General features: G+C 46.8%; 15 protein-coding genes. 7 read left to right on the forward strand and 8 right to left on the reverse strand.

Annotated features, from left to right (window positions below; genetic code table 11):
* Window positions 1–14: 14 nt before the first annotated feature.
* The 5 genes from QUA47_RS11760 to pilM form a co-directional block, all read right to left on the reverse strand.
* Entirely contained in the window at window positions 15–323 is a 309-nt protein-coding gene (locus QUA47_RS11760) for an HU family DNA-binding protein (RefSeq protein ID WP_278187376.1), read from the reverse strand.
* Window positions 324–985: 662 nt separating this feature from the next.
* Entirely contained in the window at window positions 986–3,370 is a 2,385-nt protein-coding gene (locus QUA47_RS11765) for an AMIN domain-containing protein (protein WP_333430866.1), read from the reverse strand.
* Window positions 3,371–3,845: 475 nt separating this feature from the next.
* Window positions 3,846–4,646: a pilus assembly protein PilO gene (locus QUA47_RS11770; protein ID WP_333430867.1), complete on the reverse strand. Its 801-nt coding sequence runs from the start codon at window positions 4,644–4,646 to the stop codon at window positions 3,846–3,848.
* The gene (locus QUA47_RS11775) at window positions 4,643–5,548 is read right to left on the reverse strand and encodes a PilN domain-containing protein (protein ID WP_333430868.1); all 906 of its coding nucleotides are present in this window, start codon (window positions 5,546–5,548) and stop codon (window positions 4,643–4,645) included. Before QUA47_RS11775 ends, QUA47_RS11770 begins: the two co-directional genes overlap by 4 nt.
* Before the next feature lie 398 nt (window positions 5,549–5,946).
* The gene (gene pilM / locus QUA47_RS11780; protein WP_333326906.1) at window positions 5,947–7,041 is read right to left on the reverse strand and encodes a type IV pilus assembly protein PilM; all 1,095 of its coding nucleotides are present in this window, start codon (window positions 7,039–7,041) and stop codon (window positions 5,947–5,949) included.
* 172 nt (window positions 7,042–7,213) lie between these two features.
* On the opposite strand from pilM, the gene QUA47_RS11785 reads away from it, so the two are divergent.
* The 3 genes from QUA47_RS11785 (at window position 7,214) to QUA47_RS11795 (ending at window position 9,723) form a co-directional block, all read left to right on the forward strand.
* A complete protein-coding gene (locus QUA47_RS11785; protein ID WP_333430869.1) occupies window positions 7,214–7,480 on the forward strand; it encodes a hypothetical protein in 267 nt (88 codons plus the stop codon).
* Complete coding sequence (locus QUA47_RS11790) at window positions 7,470–8,753, forward strand: sugar ABC transporter substrate-binding protein (RefSeq protein WP_333430870.1); 1,284 nt, start codon at window positions 7,470–7,472, stop codon at window positions 8,751–8,753. The genes QUA47_RS11785 and QUA47_RS11790 overlap by 11 nt, the downstream gene beginning before the upstream one ends.
* A 394-nt stretch (window positions 8,754–9,147) precedes the next feature.
* Window positions 9,148–9,723 carry a Uma2 family endonuclease gene (locus QUA47_RS11795; protein WP_333315702.1) on the forward strand — a complete coding sequence of 192 codons (576 nt, stop codon included), beginning with the start codon at window positions 9,148–9,150 and terminating at the stop codon, window positions 9,721–9,723.
* Window positions 9,724–9,728: 5 nt separating this feature from the next.
* Here the strand turns inward: QUA47_RS11795 and QUA47_RS11800 are convergent, their stop codons facing one another.
* Complete coding sequence (locus tag QUA47_RS11800; RefSeq protein ID WP_333430871.1) at window positions 9,729–10,991, reverse strand: folylpolyglutamate synthase/dihydrofolate synthase family protein; 1,263 nt, start codon at window positions 10,989–10,991, stop codon at window positions 9,729–9,731.
* A 78-nt stretch (window positions 10,992–11,069) separates the two neighbouring features.
* Here QUA47_RS11800 and QUA47_RS11805 point away from each other — a divergent pair, with 78 nt between their 5' ends.
* Window positions 11,070–12,059, forward strand: coding sequence for a DNA cytosine methyltransferase (locus QUA47_RS11805; RefSeq protein ID WP_333430872.1), 990 nt, complete (start codon window positions 11,070–11,072; stop codon window positions 12,057–12,059).
* A gap of 186 nt (window positions 12,060–12,245) precedes the next feature.
* Here QUA47_RS11805 and QUA47_RS11810 read toward each other — a convergent pair whose 3' ends face one another.
* Complete coding sequence (locus tag QUA47_RS11810; protein ID WP_333430873.1) at window positions 12,246–13,463, reverse strand: glycosyltransferase; 1,218 nt, start codon at window positions 13,461–13,463, stop codon at window positions 12,246–12,248.
* Window positions 13,464–13,593: 130 nt separating this feature from the next.
* Window positions 13,594–14,445 (reverse strand): 16S rRNA (cytidine(1402)-2'-O)-methyltransferase, encoded by an 852-nt coding sequence (gene rsmI, locus QUA47_RS11815; RefSeq protein WP_333430874.1) that lies wholly within the window; start codon window positions 14,443–14,445, stop codon window positions 13,594–13,596.
* Between the two features lie 84 nt (window positions 14,446–14,529).
* Between rsmI and QUA47_RS11820 the strand changes: the two genes are divergently transcribed.
* From QUA47_RS11820 to QUA47_RS11830, 3 genes are all read left to right on the forward strand, one after another.
* The gene (locus tag QUA47_RS11820) at window positions 14,530–15,387 is read left to right on the forward strand and encodes a PfkB family carbohydrate kinase (protein ID WP_333430875.1); all 858 of its coding nucleotides are present in this window, start codon (window positions 14,530–14,532) and stop codon (window positions 15,385–15,387) included.
* Window positions 15,388–15,619: 232 nt separating this feature from the next.
* Window positions 15,620–16,744, forward strand: a complete 1,125-nt coding sequence (locus QUA47_RS11825) for a cupin-like domain-containing protein (protein WP_333285450.1) — start codon at window positions 15,620–15,622, stop codon at window positions 16,742–16,744.
* 188 nt (window positions 16,745–16,932) lie between these two features.
* On the forward strand, window positions 16,933–17,811 hold the full coding sequence (locus QUA47_RS11830) for an inositol monophosphatase family protein (RefSeq protein ID WP_333430876.1): 879 nt from the start codon (window positions 16,933–16,935) through the stop codon (window positions 17,809–17,811).
* The last annotated feature ends 299 nt before the right edge of the window (window positions 17,812–18,110 follow it).

The raw sequence follows: 18,110 nt of genomic DNA on the forward strand, positions 1-18,110 counted from the left end.
ACTCAGTTCGCCAGCTATTCCGCGTTTTTCGGGGGTGCAACTCTGTCCTTAAACAACTTCCCTGCGGAAAATGCAGGAACTCTGGTTGCCGGGATTTCCATCTTGTCGCCAGTTTTGGGATTGCGACCCTCGCGGGCTTTGCGTTCCCGCGACTCAAACGAGCCAAAACCGACCAGCGTCACTTTGTCGCCATCGGAGACAGCTTCCATGATTGCTTCAAGGGCGGCACTCAAAACAGCATCTGCCTGTTTTTTCGTCACGCTAGCCTTTTCCGCGACTGCATCAACCAATTCACCTTTGTTCATTGCGAACTCCTTCTGGATTTGCAAAATTACGTTAAACAGAGTTAGTTCAACTATTAGCCGTGAGTTATCAACTGGATTGAGGTGTGGCTTGGGAGGTTTGGGTGGTTCCCGATTGCTCCCGTCCGCTTCCCCGAATCACAACTCCTGCTGAATACCAATTACCCTAGGGTAATTGGTCAGAAAAGGAATTTTTGTTTCTAATTGCTGAAAACCCCACAGCATCTAATTTTCACTGCATTATTCTAAAGTCTTGCCGACCGTTATGGATCGGTGGAACCTTTAATTTATATGGATTTGGACAATTTTTTTAATTAATCCCAAAATTTAGGTAAAAAAATACCACCTTGGAGACAAGATTTCTCGCCTCGGTGGATTTGTGAGCAGAAAAAAATGCGAAATAGAAGGAATAAAATGTAATTTGTCAAGGGCTAAAGGAAAAGTTTTTTCCTTCTAGCTTCTTTCTTTCTCCCGTGGGGGAGGGCTGTTTCATTCTCCCGAAACCCGCCAGGGACTGAAGTCCCTGTCTCATAGCTGAAGTCGGTTCTAACCGACTCAAATACTAATTTTTAGTCTTCTTTTAGAGGACTTTAGCTTTGAGGCAGGGGTTTCAACCCCTGTCGGACTGTCGGACTCAGGGTAAAGAGCGTGGAAAGTTGACAGCAAGGAATTTTTCCTTCAGTCTACTGTCTCGGCTGGACTGGCTGACTGCGCTGCAACAGTTGGCGCGCGTCGGGACTGATGTTGTTTTGGTAGCCAAAGTTCGATCGATCGCTATCATCCAAAATCTGCGGAGTCAGCAATACAATCAACTCCGCCCGCTGGTTGGCCTTACTGGTTCTCCTGAACAGCGAACCGATAATCGGCAAATCTCCCAAAATCGGAATCTTGTTCGCTGTAACCCGTTCTTCATCGCGGATAATTCCCGAAACAATCAAAGTCTGACCGTCCCGCAGGCGAATTAGGCCCGATTGCAACGATCGCTCGCCCAGCAGCCTGATAGTATTGGTGTTCGCCCCTGTGGCCAGGTTTTGCTCGCCGCCAGGTGTCCTGATAATCGGGTTGACCCGCAGAGAGACAAAGCCATTATCGTCAATCCGGTCGATCGCCACCCCCAACTGCAAACCAGCCCTGTCTTTGACGGCCGTCACCGTTGTGGTACTTGTATTGCCGGTACTCTGGGTTTGGGACGTGATGTTAGTGATCACCTCATCAGTAATATTCACATTCGCCGTTTCTCCTTCTTGAACCACCAGAGTCGGATCGGTCAGGATTTTGGCATTCTGGCTCTGAATAGTTGCCTGCAACGCCGACAGGAACCTCCTCGGATACTGGAACAGCGGGAACAGGCCGAAAGTTGCACTTCCTGAGGCGGTCGCCGAGCCTGGCTCGTAATCCGTAATTCCAACTCGCGTGGGGTCATTAGTAACAGGGGCTGTCGGCTGGAGGAACACACCTTTGGTGGGGGGGAGACCTGGACCTAGAGCTTGACCTGTAGACGGCACGATAAGCCGGCCGTTCGCATCGTAGAAAACGTCCCCGGTTACTGGATTGGGGACGATCGGCCTAGCGATGGGATCTCCAAGGCCAGCGGGCGGATTGATGCCACCAAAATTGAGACTGGCCACCCCGCCGTCATTGACGAAGAAATTGTTATTAATTCCGAAAGAGAAACTGCTGTTGGTTCTGTTGTCTCCCAACAAGTTGATATCGATCACCTTGACGTTGACAGCCACTTGACGGCGGCGCAAATCTAGCTGTGTCAAGAAAGCCACAGCCATATCAACTTTGCGCGGGTCGCCCACCAAAGTGATGGAATTGAGCCTCGCATCCGCCAGCACCGACAGTCCCCTCAGCAAGAGCGGCCCGGTGCCTTGGGTAGCGCCGATCGCCTTAATGTCCGGTTCCCTAATTTCCACATCCCGCGCCGCATTTCCCTGGCCCACGCTTTGAATAGTCACCCGAGTAATCGGCAGTTGACTTTCCGCGCCTTGAGCGCTCAAAAAGTTAGCTGCATCCGTAGAGCGAACTTGATTGAGCCGCAAAGTCCGAATGATAATATTGCGTGAGTCGATCGGCAAGCTAGTCCCTACAAAAATCGTCCGCCCCTGGCGGTTAGCTTGCAGTCCGCTGAGCCGCAGCACGTAATTAAAGACATCTTGCACCGACTCATTTTCGATGTCCAAAGAAATCTTCGGCCCTTCATCTGAACCGGAGGCTCCCGGCTGACCAGGCACTGCGGGCTGACCCGGTTGACCAGGGGCCCCACCGCCTGTAAAAGCGATGTTCAATCCAGCAGCGCGGGCCAGCAGAGCCAAAACGTCCCGGACTGGGGCATCCCGCAGCACCAAGCGGGGGATGCGTTCTCCCGAACTCAGTTCAATATTTCCAGCGCCGGGGGCGATGTTAGACACCGCGATATCTCCCAAGGGCGGCGCCACGGCCCGCGGCTGGAAAGGCGCAGCCTGATTTGTCTGGGATTGTATTTCGCTGGGGAGGGGCGGGCGATCGTTTCTGGTAACAGTAACTTCGGGATTTGGCAGCAGCACGCCTGGGTTTTGCGAGGTGCGGACTTGGGGAGCCGGCGGGGGAGCTGTTTGGCTCAGTGGCAGCCCTGGAGGCGGCGGAGGTGCTGTTTGGGCAGACTGTACTGTACCACCCTGTCCGGCAACGCTGAGGACGATGCTTTGGCCTTGTCCCGGCACAATTTGTCCGTTGGGAACTCCGTTGGTGCCGGCTACCACAACGCGGATGCTGTTAGCCTCTACCTGGCTGATTTCTACTGAAGAAATTCCCGGAGCGGGGTTATCTTGACGGAAGCTGTTGCCTTGTGGCAAGCGGAGCTGGGTGTTAACAATTGTGGCTTGGTAAGTATTGCCGTTATTGATGGCGAAAACTTGCGGGCGATCGCCCTTTTCTGTCGCCAGCACAATATTTACGCCATTATTGCCTTGACTTACTTGCACTCCTGTGACTTGAGTCGGTGCTGCCAAGACGGGGGCTTGGGCGATCAGAACTCCTGCAACGCTGCATAAGAGTCCTCCACTTAACCGTAGATGCTGTTTCACGTTCTCTCCTCCACTACACTTTGTTATTTGTTGTTCGCAGTCTTTTGTCGCTAGCTGCTAAACTGACTAAAATATTCTCGCTTCGAGCCTTTTTTAAGGAAGAAGTTATGCCCTTTTCGATTTTCTATTTTCGATTGGGAATAACTGATGACATCAGGGTTAGAAGCTATCCTACAGCAATCCTCGCATCATTTGTGAATTTCTTACTCCCTCCCCTTTGTAAGGGGAGGGTTGGGGTGGGGTAAAAAATTTACGACTCCTGCAATGATTGCTATACAGTTCCATTAATTTTTGAAACAGGTATTAGAAGAAATTAGGTTTTAGAGCAAATTGTTGATTGCCATATAAAAAATAATTTTGTGGCATTCATATTTTTTTGACTTCTACCTTCAATCATCCAATTTCAACCTTCTGCCTTCTCCCTTCTTGTGAAAGAGCGAGTTTAGAACAATAGCTAATCTCCGCCCAACTACAGCTACTTAGCACCAGGACTTGGAGCCGGAGTTGGCGGTTTTTCTTCTTGCTTTAACGGTAGCAGCGCGTGCAAGTCAAAAGCAGTTTTAATTTTAGTTGGTGGCTGCTCCACAGGAACTATTTTCCCTTTCAAAAAATCAACTTCAATTGGCTGATTTGATGCTAGCAATTCAGATTTCAAATTCCTCACTACCAATAGCGACTGCATCAACTCCAAGTTACGCATAAAATTGCGGGTTTGAGCGAAAGTGCCTTCAAACTCTACCTTAAATTTTTTGCGTCTGAGCTTGCCCGCCAGGGACTGCCCGAAGGAGGTATCGGCCAGAATATCAGGGTCTGGAGCTCCGGGCGCGGCGGTTGCTGCTGCTGGGGGCATATCCGGCTCAAATTTGGTAATTTTAGCCTTCAGGTCATCTCCTTGCACGCCGGCGTTGATTCTATTAACCAGTTGCGTCATGTCAAGCAAAAGCGTGTTGGCGCTGGCGTCGCTGGCAAACATTGCCGTCACGTTTGCCCGACGCTGTTTTGCTTCTTCTTGCTTGGCTTCTGCTTCTGCCTTTTTTTGAATTTGAGTTTGCAATTGCCGTTGCGTTTGCTCGCTTTCGCTAAGTTTTTGCTGGAATTCGCTGTTTTTTTGGAATTCGGGAAGTACGAACTGGTAGCCGAGGTAGCCCGCAATTCCGAGACCGAGAACGGCGATGCCGATTGCTTGGACTTGGGGTGTCAGCTTAATGCCGAATATTTCCTGAGCCCCTGTCTCTTCTGCTTGTGCGCCGCTGGGAATAAACTGATTTGCTGTCATTGTTTTTTCACCTCTGGTTTTTGTGGTTCTAGCACTCCTTTTTCTTGAAGTGTTTCTATCCGTATTGCTAGCCCGTCTGCTTGCTTGCTGCGGAGCTCGGGGAGCAACTCGGAGGCCCCCGTCGGGCTGAGCGTCGTTTCAATTTTATATTCCACCACCGGTCGCAGTTTGGGAAGTTCTGGTGGTGCTGCGTTTTGGTTGCGTACTTGTAATTGGGCGGGGTTGTTCTTTAATGTGGCCGCTACCAGTTTGGTATCGGTGTTGAGGAAGAAAGGAGAGCGCTGGACTAGCAGCATAAAGTCGTTAACTTGGGCAAAGGTACTGGCTATCCCTGAAATTTGTACTTTTGCTGCCTGCTGCGGGACGACGGGGGGGGGAGCGGCAGCCGGAGTTGGGCTGGCTGGGGACGGACTCGCCCCTGGGGACGGGCTGGCTGCGGGGGTGGCAGCGGGGGGTGGGGGTGCTGCTGCAACCGGGGAGGGGCTCGGGTCGATTTGCTCGATTTTGCCAATTTGCACTCCTGCCGGAGTACGGGCACTGAGGTCTTGCAGCATCGCCGACCAAGGTTTAATTTGGTCGAATACTCCGGCTAACGCTTTGTATTCGGCGGTAACTTGGTCGGTTTCGGCATTGATGGCTTTGATGACGTTGGCTTGAGTGTTTAACGTTGCCAGTTCTTGGTCGATGGTGGCTTGTTTTGCGGCTAATTTGGTATTTTCGTTAGTCTTCCACCACCAGGCGCCCATGACTGCGGCGTTGATCCCAAAGGCAAACAGTACCGCCCCATATATGGGCAGTTGGTCTTTGGCTCCACCGGAACTTTTTTTAGTTGAGCTTTTGGCTGCTGCAACGGGTTTGTAGTCCGGACGGTCGTTGAGAAAATTAATATCTAGACTGTACATGGCTTCACTCGATTTTATAGCAGAAGGAAGAAGGTAGAAGGCACAAGGTAAAAGGTAGAAGGCACGAGGTAGAAGGTAGAAGGAAAAAGTTATCTACCGGTTATGTTTCAGCAATTAAGAAGGTCCTAACAGTCTTGGCTGTTGCTATAGATTTAAATTTGAAATTTTAGATTTTAGACAGAACCCAAGATTGCTGGTACAAGTGAAGGATTTATTTAGGGAGAAAGAAACAACTTTCTGCCTTCTACTGAAGGAAGGGGCTGCTTCTACCTCAGATATATTCTACCTTTTACCTTCTACCTCCAATATTCTACCTTCTGCTTTCTGCCTTCTTCTTTTGGAAGGGGTTTTCACCTAAAATTCTCAAATCGGTTTTTCTCTCATCTAAAACTGTTAGGTCACATAACCTCCCTCAGTCCTAAACCTAGGGCAACTCCTAAACCTGCTCGCTGTTCTGGGGTAATTTCTTGGCTGATTTCGAGTCCTAGGGTTTCGATGGGATCGACTTGAGATGCGGGCAAGCTTAATCTTTGCATAAAAAATTCGTCTAGTTTGCCGATCGCAGCCCCTGGACCCGCTAGCAGCAGTTGCGCTACTTCGAGTTCTTCGCTCTGGTTGAGGTAAAAGTCTACTGAGCGGCGCAGTTCGTCTGCTAGTTCTCCCAATACTTTAATCATCGCATTTGTGCCGGGATTGGCGTCTCCCGATGCCCCCATTGTATCTGTGACTGGCAGGGTCATGCCTTGCAGTTCGCTGGTGTCCCTGGTTGGCGGCAGGTTCATGGCTTGGTTGAGGGCGGTCTGGATTTGGTAGGTGCCGATCGGGATGGTACGGTTGAACTGAGGTATGCCGTCCACTACTATAGCTAACTCGGTGCTGTCAAATTCTATGGCGGTGAGAACTGCGGCTTCTTGGGAGGAAAATTGTTGCAGTTGTTCTTTGAGGGTGCGGATTAGGGCAAAACTGGTTACTTCTAGTACGTCTATAATCAGTCCGGCTTCTTTGAAGGTTTCGATGTATGTGTCGGTAACTTCTCTGCGGGTGGCTACTAACACGACTTGCACTTTTTCTACTCCGTCGTCATCTACAAAAAGGCCTATTTTTTGATAGTCTACGTCGGCGTCTTCTCTGGGAAACGGCAAGTACAGTCCTGCTTCTGCGTTCATGTAATCCCGCAGTTCTTCTTCGTTGAGTTCTGCAGGAACTGGAATGAGGCGGATGACGGCTTCGCGGCCGGGAATGGCTGTGGCTACTCGCTTGGCTTTGATTTTGTTTTCGGCGAGGACGGCGCGTATGAGTTCTGCCATTCCTGGCGGATCGACTATTTGTCCTTCTTGTACTATGTCTTCGGGAACTTCTATTGAGGCTAGGGTGGCTAATTTTAATGTCTGAGCTTTCTTTTCGAGCTGAATGATGTTGATGCGGTCTGGGGCTATTTCGATCCCGATTCCTGGCTGGCGTTGGGAAAGTAGACCTTTGAAAAAGTTAACCATGTGATTGGGTCGCCGGTAATTGCTATTTTTTTCTTTTGTAGTTGGCCAGCCTGATTAAGCGCGCCCGGTGTTGGAGGGTTGGTTTCCAACTGCCGAAATAGTGCTGTAATCTCGGTATCCCGCCGTAGCTACGCAGCTCTGTCTGTGTTGCGCGATCGCTAGTTCCGATTTTATGCTATCCAATTTACTTGACAATAGCTATTCTGCTGCGAATGTCAATAAATTCCAGCTCGATCGACCGAAAACCTGCCGATTCTGCACAAAAACAGACTATCTCGCTCCTAGGCCCAGGTACAAAACTCTGTTAGTGACTCGATCGCCCTTGATTGGGGCGATTCCCTACCCTTCGGGAACCCCTGCGGGGAACGGGATAGCTTCGCTTCACGCTTTTTTGTCTGACGGTTCCCATAACTCTCAAATTTTATTCTATGAAACGTAAATCTTGGCAACTGTTTGCTGTTTTTGGACTGGTGGGGCTGCTGCTGGCTGCGGTGGTGAGTTGCGGCAAGCCTGCTGTTAATTCCCAGGCAAATAATACGCAGGAAATCGAGTTCTGGACTATGCAGCTTCAACCTCAGTTTTCTGAGTATTTCAACAAGACGATCGCCGGTTTTGAAGCGGAAAATGCGGGGGTGAAGGTGCGCTGGGTGGACGTTCCTTGGTCGGCGATGGAAAGCAAGATTTTGGGGGCTGTTTCGGCGAAAACTGCGCCGGATGTGGTGAACCTAAATCCCGATTTTGCTTCGCTGTTGGCGGGACGCAATGCTTGGCTGGATTTGGATTCTCGGATTCCGCAGCAAGTTCGATCGACCTATCTGCCAAATATCTGGAAAGCTGGCGTACTCGACGGCAAGAGTTTTGGCATTCCTTGGTATCTCACGACTGGGGTGACAATTTACAATACTGATTTGTTGAAGAAGGCTGGAATTGCTAAGCCTCCGGCTACCTATGCCGAGTTGGCAACTGTTGCCAAGCAGGTGAAGGAAAAGACTGGTAAGTTTGCTTTTTTTGTGACTTTTGTGCCGGAAGATTCGGCAGAAGTTTTGCAATCTTTCGTGCAGATGGGTGTGCCTTTGATTGACGCTAAAGGCAAGGCGGCTTTTAATACTGCTAAGGGCAAAGCTGTTTTTCAGTATTGGGTAGATTTGTACAAGAACGGACTTTTGCCGCAGGATGTTTTGGTGCAGGGACATCGCAGGGCGATCGAGCTTTATCAAGCTGGGGAAACTACTTTGTTAGCTTCGGGGCCTCAGTTTTTGAAGGCGATTGCTGAGAATGCTCCTAGTATTGGTGCTGTTTCGGCTGCTGCGCCTCAAATTACGGGGGAAACCGGCAAGAAGACTGTGGCGGTGATGAATTTGGTTGTGCCCCGCGACAGCAAGCGCCCTGATGATGCTGTCAAGTTTGCTCTGTACGTGACTAATTCTCAAAATCAGTTGGCTTTTGCTAAGGCTGCTAATGTTTTGCCTTCTACGGTTGAGGCTTTGCAGGACGATTATTTTAAGAACGTTCCGACTGATGCTACTGCTGCCGATCGAGCTCGGGTTGTTAGTGCTTCTGGGTTGACTTCCGCCGAGCTATTGATTCCGCCTCTCAAGGATGTTAAGAAGTTGCAAAAGGCGATTTATGACAATTTGCAGGCTGCAATGTTGGAGGATAAATCGGTAGAACAGGCTGTGGCTGATGCGGCTAAGGCTTGGGATCAAAGGTAGTTTTGAATTGCAGCAGGGGCGGGATTTTATTTGCTCTCGCCCCTTGCTTTTTTCTGCCACTTGACGTATTATTAAATAATGGGAATCTGTGCCACCATATATATAAGCATATATAAGCTTTTAAGTTATTATCGAATGATGAAATTACCGCCTCTTCACAACGCGGAGTCGGAGGAGAACTCTGGATAAGTCAATCTCGACTATTTTAGACGTAAATGTTTGTTGATAAAAACGATCCCTCATCCCAAAAACCGGGTTTCTTTATCCCGTGCGATCGCCTTTCTAAATTAAGCTTGATTGATTATTTGTAGGAATATAGCCTGAATCCCTCAAATATTCAGAAATTTGACTTGTGTTAAAATCAAAGCTCAGATCGGAATAGGAGAAAATTCTTATGCCAGCAATGACACTCAAAGATTTAAACCAAGTTCAAACCCTTTTTTCCGAAGCGGGTTTAGATTACAAAATTGAACTAGAAGACGGGAGACTTTCAATTGTGGGGCCATCAGACATCGTATCCAGTGAAATCAGTAGTATTTTGATTCGCTTGCTGGGTAACTGGGTTTATCCCCGTCGCTTGGGGAGAGTCTTTGACTCCGCAGGCGGTTTCATCATGCCGGATACGAATGTCAAAGCACCGGATGTTTCTTTTGTGCGGGCCGCCCGCTTGCGCCAAAGTCCGCGTTATTTTGGAGAACTTGTCCCCGATTTGGTGGTTGAGATTAAATCTCAGAGCGATCGCATTAAGCCTATAGAAACCAAGGTTTTGAAGTTTATAGAGCTGGGTGCGATCGTCGGAATTCTGATCGATCCTGATGAAGAGACAGTGACTATTTATCGCTCTACAGGTGAACCGACTGTTTTAGGAAATGGCGATATCTTAACAGTAGCAGAACTTTTTCCCGGTTGGGAATTGCCCGTTTCAGAATTGTGGCCTCCTATCTTTACTGAGGAAGAAACACAATTCTGATGCGTTTAAGCTTGGGATTGTTGTTGTTGCAGAAAGTAGCCCACGAGATAAAGCGAACCGCAAAGGATTGTTAGGTTGTCACCTGTAACAGCAGCATCTAAAGCTGTTGTTAAGTCGGAGAAGGCTTGACAGAGAGTTAATTCGCGGCAGATAATTTGAGCTAGGGTGGCTAATTCTGCGGGGGATGATGAGTTTTGATCGGGTACGGGTACTAAGTAAAGTCGATCGCCCTTTTTGAGTAATGCTTTCAAAATATCATCGCAGTCTTTGGTAGCCAGAATCCCAATTACCCAGTTAATCGGTTGGGAACTGTTAAGATTATCGACATATTCGCGCAGTGCGATCGCAGCAGCGGGGTTGTGCGCGCCGTCAATTAAGATTTTGCGGTTTTTCCAAGTTGTCTGCTGGAGTCTTCCGGGCCATTGGGTTTTGGCTATACCGTTTTCGATGGCGGTTGAGGAAATTTGCCATCCTTGGTTTTGGAGAATTTCGAGAGTTGCGATCGCAATTGCTGAATTCATTAATTGAATTTTTCCCAGCAGCGGCAATTGATATTTTATTTTATCCGCATTTTGATTTAACTGATATTCTGCGAATCCTTGTCCTAAATCTATTGCGGGTTTTACCCAAGTTGCCGGACAGTCTAATTCTTGAATGCGTTTTTCTACTACTATTCTAGCTGATTCTGGCAATTCTCCGATAACTGCCGGACACTTTGATTTGAGAATTCCCGCTTTTTCCCCAGCAATATCCGCGACGGTGGGGCCGAGTATTTGCCAGTGTTCGAGACTGATAGAAGTAATAACGCTAGCGAGAGGTGTTTCGCAAACATTAGTCGCGTCTAGTCTACCGCCCAATCCAGTTTCTATCACTGCGATGTCGGTTTTTTGTTCGGCGAAATACAGCCAAGCTGCGGCGGTGATCATTTCAAATTGGGTGGGAGTTTCGGTGTTGTTTTCGGTGGCGGCGACAACTCGTTCTAGACACTGTTGCAATTCTGTTGGGGAAATCGGTTTTTGGTTGATGCAAATTCTTTCTATCCAATCGATTAGGTGCGGGGATGTGTAGCGCCCGACTCGATAGCCTGCTTCTGTTAGTACGGAAGAGAGATAAGCGCAAACGGAACCTTTACCATTTGTGCCGGCAACGTGGATAATGGGTACTTGTTTGTGGGGGTTGTGTAGTTTTTGGAGAAGTTGGTGAATTCTTTCTAAGCCGAGGTGGACGCCGAAGTGTTGGTAAGATTGAAGGATGGATTCTGCATTCATTGAGGATTATTGGATTTTTTAACGAACCGCGAAGGCGCGAAGGGCGCGAAGGAAGAGAGGAGATAGATGTCGATAGGTATGAATATTATTTCTCTGTTTTCGGGTTGTGGCGGGTTGGATTTGGGTTTTCGCTTGGCTGGGTTTAATCCGATTTGGGCGAATGAATATGATAAGTCTATTTGGGATACCTACGAGTTTAACCATCCTGAAACCATTTTAGATCGCAGAGATATCAGAAAAATTAATTCTGATGATATTCCCAATTGTATTGGGATAATCGGCGGGCCTCCTTGTCAAAGTTGGAGTGAAGCGGGGGCGAAACGGGGGATTGATGATAGTCGGGGCCAACTTTTCTGGGAGTATATCAGAATTGTGCGGGACAAGCAGCCTTTGTTTTTTTTAGCTGAGAATGTTAGCGGAATCTTAGCTCCCAGAAACAAGGATGCTTTCACTTATATATTATCGCAGTTTGAGGACATCGGGTATCGGGTTTCGTACAAGTTGTTGAATGCTAGAAATTTTGGTGTTCCGCAAGATAGGCAAAGGGTGATTGTTGTTGGCTATCGGGAAAATCTGGGTTTTAGTTTTGAGTTTCCCGAACCTGGAACCGATGTTTTGACGCTGAAAGATGCGATTTTTGATTTGCAGGCCGCGCCACTGTCAGTTAAGGCTAAATTAGATAATTATCACGATTCTGTCCCAAATCACGAATGTGCGGATTTGGGGTTTTCCAGCCTTTATATGTCGCGGAATCGAGTCCGAAGTTGGTCGGAACCTTCTTTTACTATTCAGGCAAGCGGCAGACACGCGCCTCTACATCCTCAAGCTAGTAAAATGATTTTGGTTGGCAAAGACAAACGCATTTTTGACCCCAATTCGCCTCTGCCTTACCGTCGCCTTTCTGTGCGAGAGTGCGCGAGAGTTCAGACTTTCCCGGATGAGTTTATTTTTAAGTACAAGTATATTGCTGATGGATACAAAATGGTCGGCAATGCTGTTCCTGTGAATTTTGCTAGAGTTTTGGCAAGTAAGATTTTTGAGGATATTGTCATAGGGCATAGGGAATAGGGCATCGGTGTCAACTGAAACCGACCATCTACCAGTCGCTAGGGAATGAATTCCACTGGCCTTTTAGCGAAACTCCTCGCTATGAAGACTAATCTCAAATCCGTTGACATCAGAATTATTCATCTCTCTCTTCTCTTCCTCTGTGTCCTCTGTGCCCTCTGTGGTTTCATCATTCCGAATTATCTGTCATTTGAATTTTGTTAACTCGCCTAGATTTTGCTGAATCGTATTTATCCCGCGAATATGAGACAAAGGAGAACCTCCGTATAAAAAGCTATTCAAACTAACTTGATAATTTTGTTGAACTGCTAAATCCAGCCACAAATTGTTAATCGCATCTCCGGGCTTGTAGTCGGGAATGTTGTGCTGATAGTAAGGAAAACTGTCTATACAAGTATTGAAAAAGTTCTTGCGCCCGGAATGCTTTAAATACTGATATCGTGGTTTGAATTCTGTCCGATTTTCCAATACTGTATATATAGTATCGGCGAGAGATTCTGGGTTGAATTTAGCATAAAGCCCTGCACCTTCGGGGAAAACGGGCGAGTCTCCTCTGGCGTATTGATTGAATTCTTGGAAACAAATTACTGGTACGTTGCAACTCATGGCTTCCATGATGGCTCGGTTTTTTCCTTCGAGGAGAGAACCGAGTACAAATGCTTTTGCTCGCGAATAATACAGCGGCATTTCGCTGTAGTAGTCTACTCTCGGTACTAAGCTGATGTAGTCCTTGGGATTGGTTAAAATTGTCTCGATTTGTCGCCATTCGTTTAAGGCACATTCGTCGAGAGTGTTCAGGTTGCTAGGCTCAAAGTCGTGTCCGGTGAGCACTGTTAATTTTATCGGTTTTTGCGGGTATTTTTGGCGGTAAACTTTTAAGGCTTTGGCAATTGTTGGCAAGTTCTTTTCTTCGGAAATTCGGGCGACGGCGAGTAAATCGATGTCTTTTTCAGGGACATTCTTGGGGGAAATCCAGTATTCGTTGATGAAGTCGCAGTCTTGTAAGGGTATAGTTGGTTTGTGCGCGCGATGGGGATAAGTTTCGCGAAACCATTTATCCCGCTGCGGGTTTTTGTACAAGCTGGAGTAAGCATCGGCTATCGGTGCCCAAGGATATCCAATCCAGGGGTTATAGGCAAAGGAATGAAAGACTGATGATAATCCGGGAAATAGTTTGTTGATGAGTTCGATTCCTTCGCTGAAGTAAATTCCTTTGATGAATTTTCCTTCGTACATCAATGGGGGAAGCAAAACGTAAAAACTGACGGTATCGAAGCGCTGGGGTTGATCCTCAAATATCTCCCAGCTAAAGGCGTCTAAGTCTGCATAAATTTCGGCGATTGGTTTGTTGATGTGGGGGTTGCGTAAATATGGTTTGTGTCGCTCGTAGTTGCCGCGTGCCATAGGTTTTTATAGTATGATTGTAGGTATTATTCCAAACTTCGGTTTTTTTTCTAACTGCTGCCTCACGGTCAATAATTAATCCGTGTATGCGTGTCAAAATCGGTGTCGTGCATTGCTTCTATTATAATCATTAACTGTCGCCTATTGTGAGGGCTAGTTGGTAGATTTGGCGGCGGGGGAGGGATGTTTGTTGCGCTAGCTGGCGGCTGGCTTGGGAACGACTTATGCCTTCTGCAATTAATGTTTGCAATTCTGCTTTAATGGCGTCTTCGGAAAATATTGGGGCTGCTGTTTGGATGCCGGCTATTACGAGGGTAAATTCTCCCTGGGGTTCGCGACGGGTGTAAAGTTCGATCGCACTTTCCATACTACCACGCCAAAACTCTTCGTGCATTTTAGTTAACTCTCTCGCCAGCACAATCTGTCTGTCGCTTCCCAAAGTATTTGCTAAATCTTGTAAAGTTTGCCGCAATCGGTGGGGAGATTCGTATAATACTATAGTGCGGGATTCTATTTGCAAAGCTTCTAAACTTTGTTGTCGTTCTTGACCTTTCACGGGTAAGAAACCTTCAAATACAAATCTTTCTGTGGGTAATCCTGATGCAGTTATGCCAACAATGCAGGCGGTTGGGCCGGGAATCGGAATAATGTTAATATTAGCATCGGCGCAAGCTTTGACTAACTCGTATCCGGGGTCAGAAATTCCAGGCATTCCGGCATCCGTGACGAGGGCGATATCTTTGCCTAAATGCAGTTTGTCGATGAGTTCGGGAAGTCGCTGGTGTTGGTTGTGTTCGTGATAGCTGATTTGGGGCGTTTGGATTTGAAAGTGGTGCAAAAGTTTGCCGGTATGGCGGGTATCTTCGGCGGCGATGAAGTCTACTGTTTGCAAGATTCGGATGCCGCGAAATGTCATGTCTTCGAGGTTGCCGATCGGGGTTCCTACGATGTAAAGTGTTCCTGTATTGGGATTTGGCTGCATTTTGATATTTTGAAGTTTTTAACCGCAGATGGGACACGGGCGGGACGCCCATGCCACACGCCCATGCCACATATTTAAGAAGATATGAAAACCGGATTGTTTTTGGGATTGGCGACTTTAGATTTAATTTATTTGGCCCAGAAGCCTCCGGGTGAAAATCAGAAAGTTGTTGCTTCTGATTGTACCATTGCTGCGGGCGGGCCGGCGGCGAATGCGGCGGTGACTTTTAGCTATTTGGGGAATGCGGCGATATGGGCTGGGGTTTTGGGCACTCACGCGATCGCCCAATTAATTCGTGCAGACTTAGCGGAGTATAATGTCAGGATAATCGATTTAGAACCCGGGCGATCGCACTCGCCGCCAGTTTCCTCGATTATTGTAACTGAAGCAACGGGCGATCGATCGGTAATTTCCATCAATGCTACGAAATCGCAAGTTGACAGTCAAACAATTAACCCGGATATTTTAACATCAGTTAATATTGTACTGCTTGACGGACATCAAATCGCAGCCAGCAAAGAAATTGCTCAACTTGCCAAGTCAAAAAACATTCCCCTTGTCCTCGACGGTGGCAGTTGGAAACCCGGATTAGAGGAAATATTGCCTTTTATAGAATGGGCCGTATGTTCGGATAACTTTCATCCGCCAGAGTGCGACAATTCAGAACAAGTCTTTGCTTACCTGTCAGCAGCCGGAATTTCCCATATTGCCATCACTCGCGGCGAAAAATCAATTTTATACCTCAGCAATGGCAGTTCTGGCGCTGTAGAAGTACCTCAAATTAAAGCCACAGACACTTTAGGCGCTGGCGACATCTTTCACGGGGCTTTCTGTCACTACATTTTGCAAAATAACTTTACCGATACTCTCACCGCAGCGGCTAAAATCGCTTCCCAATCCTGCAAAAACTTCGGAACCCGCGCCTGGATGAATAAGGGTTAATTTAAAATTAAAATTAACCAAACTATCCGGTTAAAACCCCTCAAAGCTAGAAAACTTGAACTGGCAACACTTGTTAAGTTAAAATCCTGACAGCAACCTCGACAAAATTTGTGAACTTCCCTCTTCTCTTCCTTCGCGCCCTTAGCGCCTTCGCGGTTCGTTAACAAAATTGCTATATTAGTAAGACAAGTTAAAGTCACACAAAACACTCCCAAAACAACATACCCTAATCATGCCTGACACCCAACCTCTAAGTATCACCCTTCCCCCTTTGCGGATTACCCTCACAGAACAACAGCAAGTTAACCTAGAATGGCTGACACAAAACTTGCCCAATCTCCTCACCCCAAGCAAACAAGAAGTCCCAGACAATATGAAACAGTGGGTGGCGGCTAACAAGTTATTAAATCAACCCGATGCAGAAATCATTCAAGCACTAATAAATACCGGCATAGATGCGGAAACAGCCACCGCAGAAGTTAGGGAAATATCATCTCATCCTTACTTTCAAGCAGGTAGTCAGTACGTGCAGTTATTGCAGAAATTAGAATCGCATCTCAGGATTAGCAATCAATTAGCTGCATTGTCTTCCAAGTTTGGCACAATCGAACGCAAAAGCAGCCTTTCTAGAGAGTATTTTCTCGAAAATTACTACGCCAAAAATACTCCAGTAATTATTACCAACATTATGCACAACTGGAAAGCGTTGCAATTGTGGACGCCGGAGTATTTGCAGCAAAAATATGGCGATGCAGAGGTACAAATTCAAGCTAACCGCAATTCCGACCCGAATTACGAAATTAAGATAGAAAATCACAAAAAAATTGTTTTGTTCCGCAAATATGTAGAGATGGTGGTCAAGGGCGGACCTAGCAACGACTACTACATGGTTGCTAACAACCAAACTCTGGAAAGAGAGGAATTTAAACCCCTATTCGATGACATTGAAATCTTCCCAGAATACCTAAATCCAACGGACACAAAAGGCAGAGTTTTCTTTTGGTTCGGTCCGAAAGGCACGATTACACCGCTGCACCATGACCCAGTTAATTTAATTTTAGCTCAAGTGTCGGGTCGCAAACTAATTAAATTGATTTCTCCGCAACAAACACCTCTGCTTTACAATCACGTCGGAGTTTTCAGCAAGGTGGACGGCGAAAATCCCGATTATGACAAATACCCGCTTTACAGAGATGCAAAAATTATTGAAGTGATTTTGGAACCGGGAGAAGCTATCTTTATTCCTGTCGGTTGGTGGCATCATGTAAAATCATTGGAGGTTAGTATTTCGGTTTCGTTTACTAATTTTGTGTTTCCCAATTATTATGAATGGAAATATCCTCATATTAATTGGTAATCTATCGTTGCTAGGCTCTGCCTGGTAACGCATATCTAGAGGCTCTGCCTCCGATTCTACTAATAGGAAAAGGAACGCTCTGCTGCTGATTCTAGGAACAGGAAGCAGGAGGCAGAGCCTCCGAGTAGGCATTCCCAGGCAGAGCCTGGGAACGAGTATAATCAAGCTAATATAGGGGAAATTTGAGGATGAAAAATCTCGAAGAAATCAGCGAAATTGCCCGATCGATCGCCTGGAGTGCATCAGATATCCTACAATCCTATTATCGCCAGGATTCCAACACTCCTAACCTTGACATCCAAGAGAAAAAAGATGGCCCCGTCACCGCCGCCGATGTCGCTGTCAACTCTTACATTCTCGACGAATTGCAGTCGGCTTTAGGAAATGCAGAATTTGGCTATCTCAGCGAAGAAACTTACAAATCTTATTTAGAAAAAAACGGTCAAATTCCCTTACCTCAAAGTTGGGTTTGGATTATTGACCCTTTGGATGGAACGCGAGATTTTATTGACAGGACAGGTGAATTTGCGGTTCACATTGCTTTAGCCTTCGAGGGAAGACCGGTATTGGCAGTTGTGGCTTGGCCTCAACAGCAAAAGATTTATTACGCAATCCGCGATGCGGGTGCTTTTGGGGAAAGTCGGGACGGTTCTGCAGTCAAATTGCAGGTTTCGGCGCGAAATATAGTGGAAGATTTATCTATAGTAACTAGCCGCAGTCACCGGGGTGATCGCTTTAATCAATTGTTACAAAAACTGCCTTGTCAAAATCAACTAGCTGTCGGCAGTATTGGCTGTAAAATTGCGACAATTGTCGAACAAAAGGCTGATGCTTATATTGCGCTTTCGGGAAAGTCGGCACCGAAAGATTGGGATTTAGCGGCACCGGAATTAATTTTGACTGAAGCGGGCGGTCAATTTACTCGTTTTGACGGTTCTACTTTGCAATATAACCGGGGAGATGTGAGTCAGTGGGGGGGATTGTTGGCGAGTAACGGTTGCTGTCACGCTGCTTTGTGCGGGCAAGCTGAGCAGATTTTAGCGGGGATAGATGGGGGTTTGAAGTAATCAAAAGTTTAGTAGGGTGCGTTAGAAGACCGTATTTTGTGCACGACTAATTGCTTACGCACCCTAAAGTATGTATCAAATTTGCTGAGTTTGAAATTTCTGTACAATTGCACTTACGTTTCCTAAATATTTTTGGTAAATCCATCTCGCATTTTTTACAGTAATAATACTTAAGTATTTTTCACATCTTTATCAAAATTTTAATTAACCAGGTATTTTTTAAGAAAAATTTACATATTTTCTGTAAAAAAACTGTTATGGTTACGACAAAAGATGAGGACTCACCGGGTTTTTACGGA

Origin of the sequence: Microcoleus sp. MON2_D5 (genome assembly GCF_036701905.1) — a bacterium.
GTDB lineage: Bacteria > Cyanobacteriota > Cyanobacteriia > Cyanobacteriales > Microcoleaceae > Microcoleus.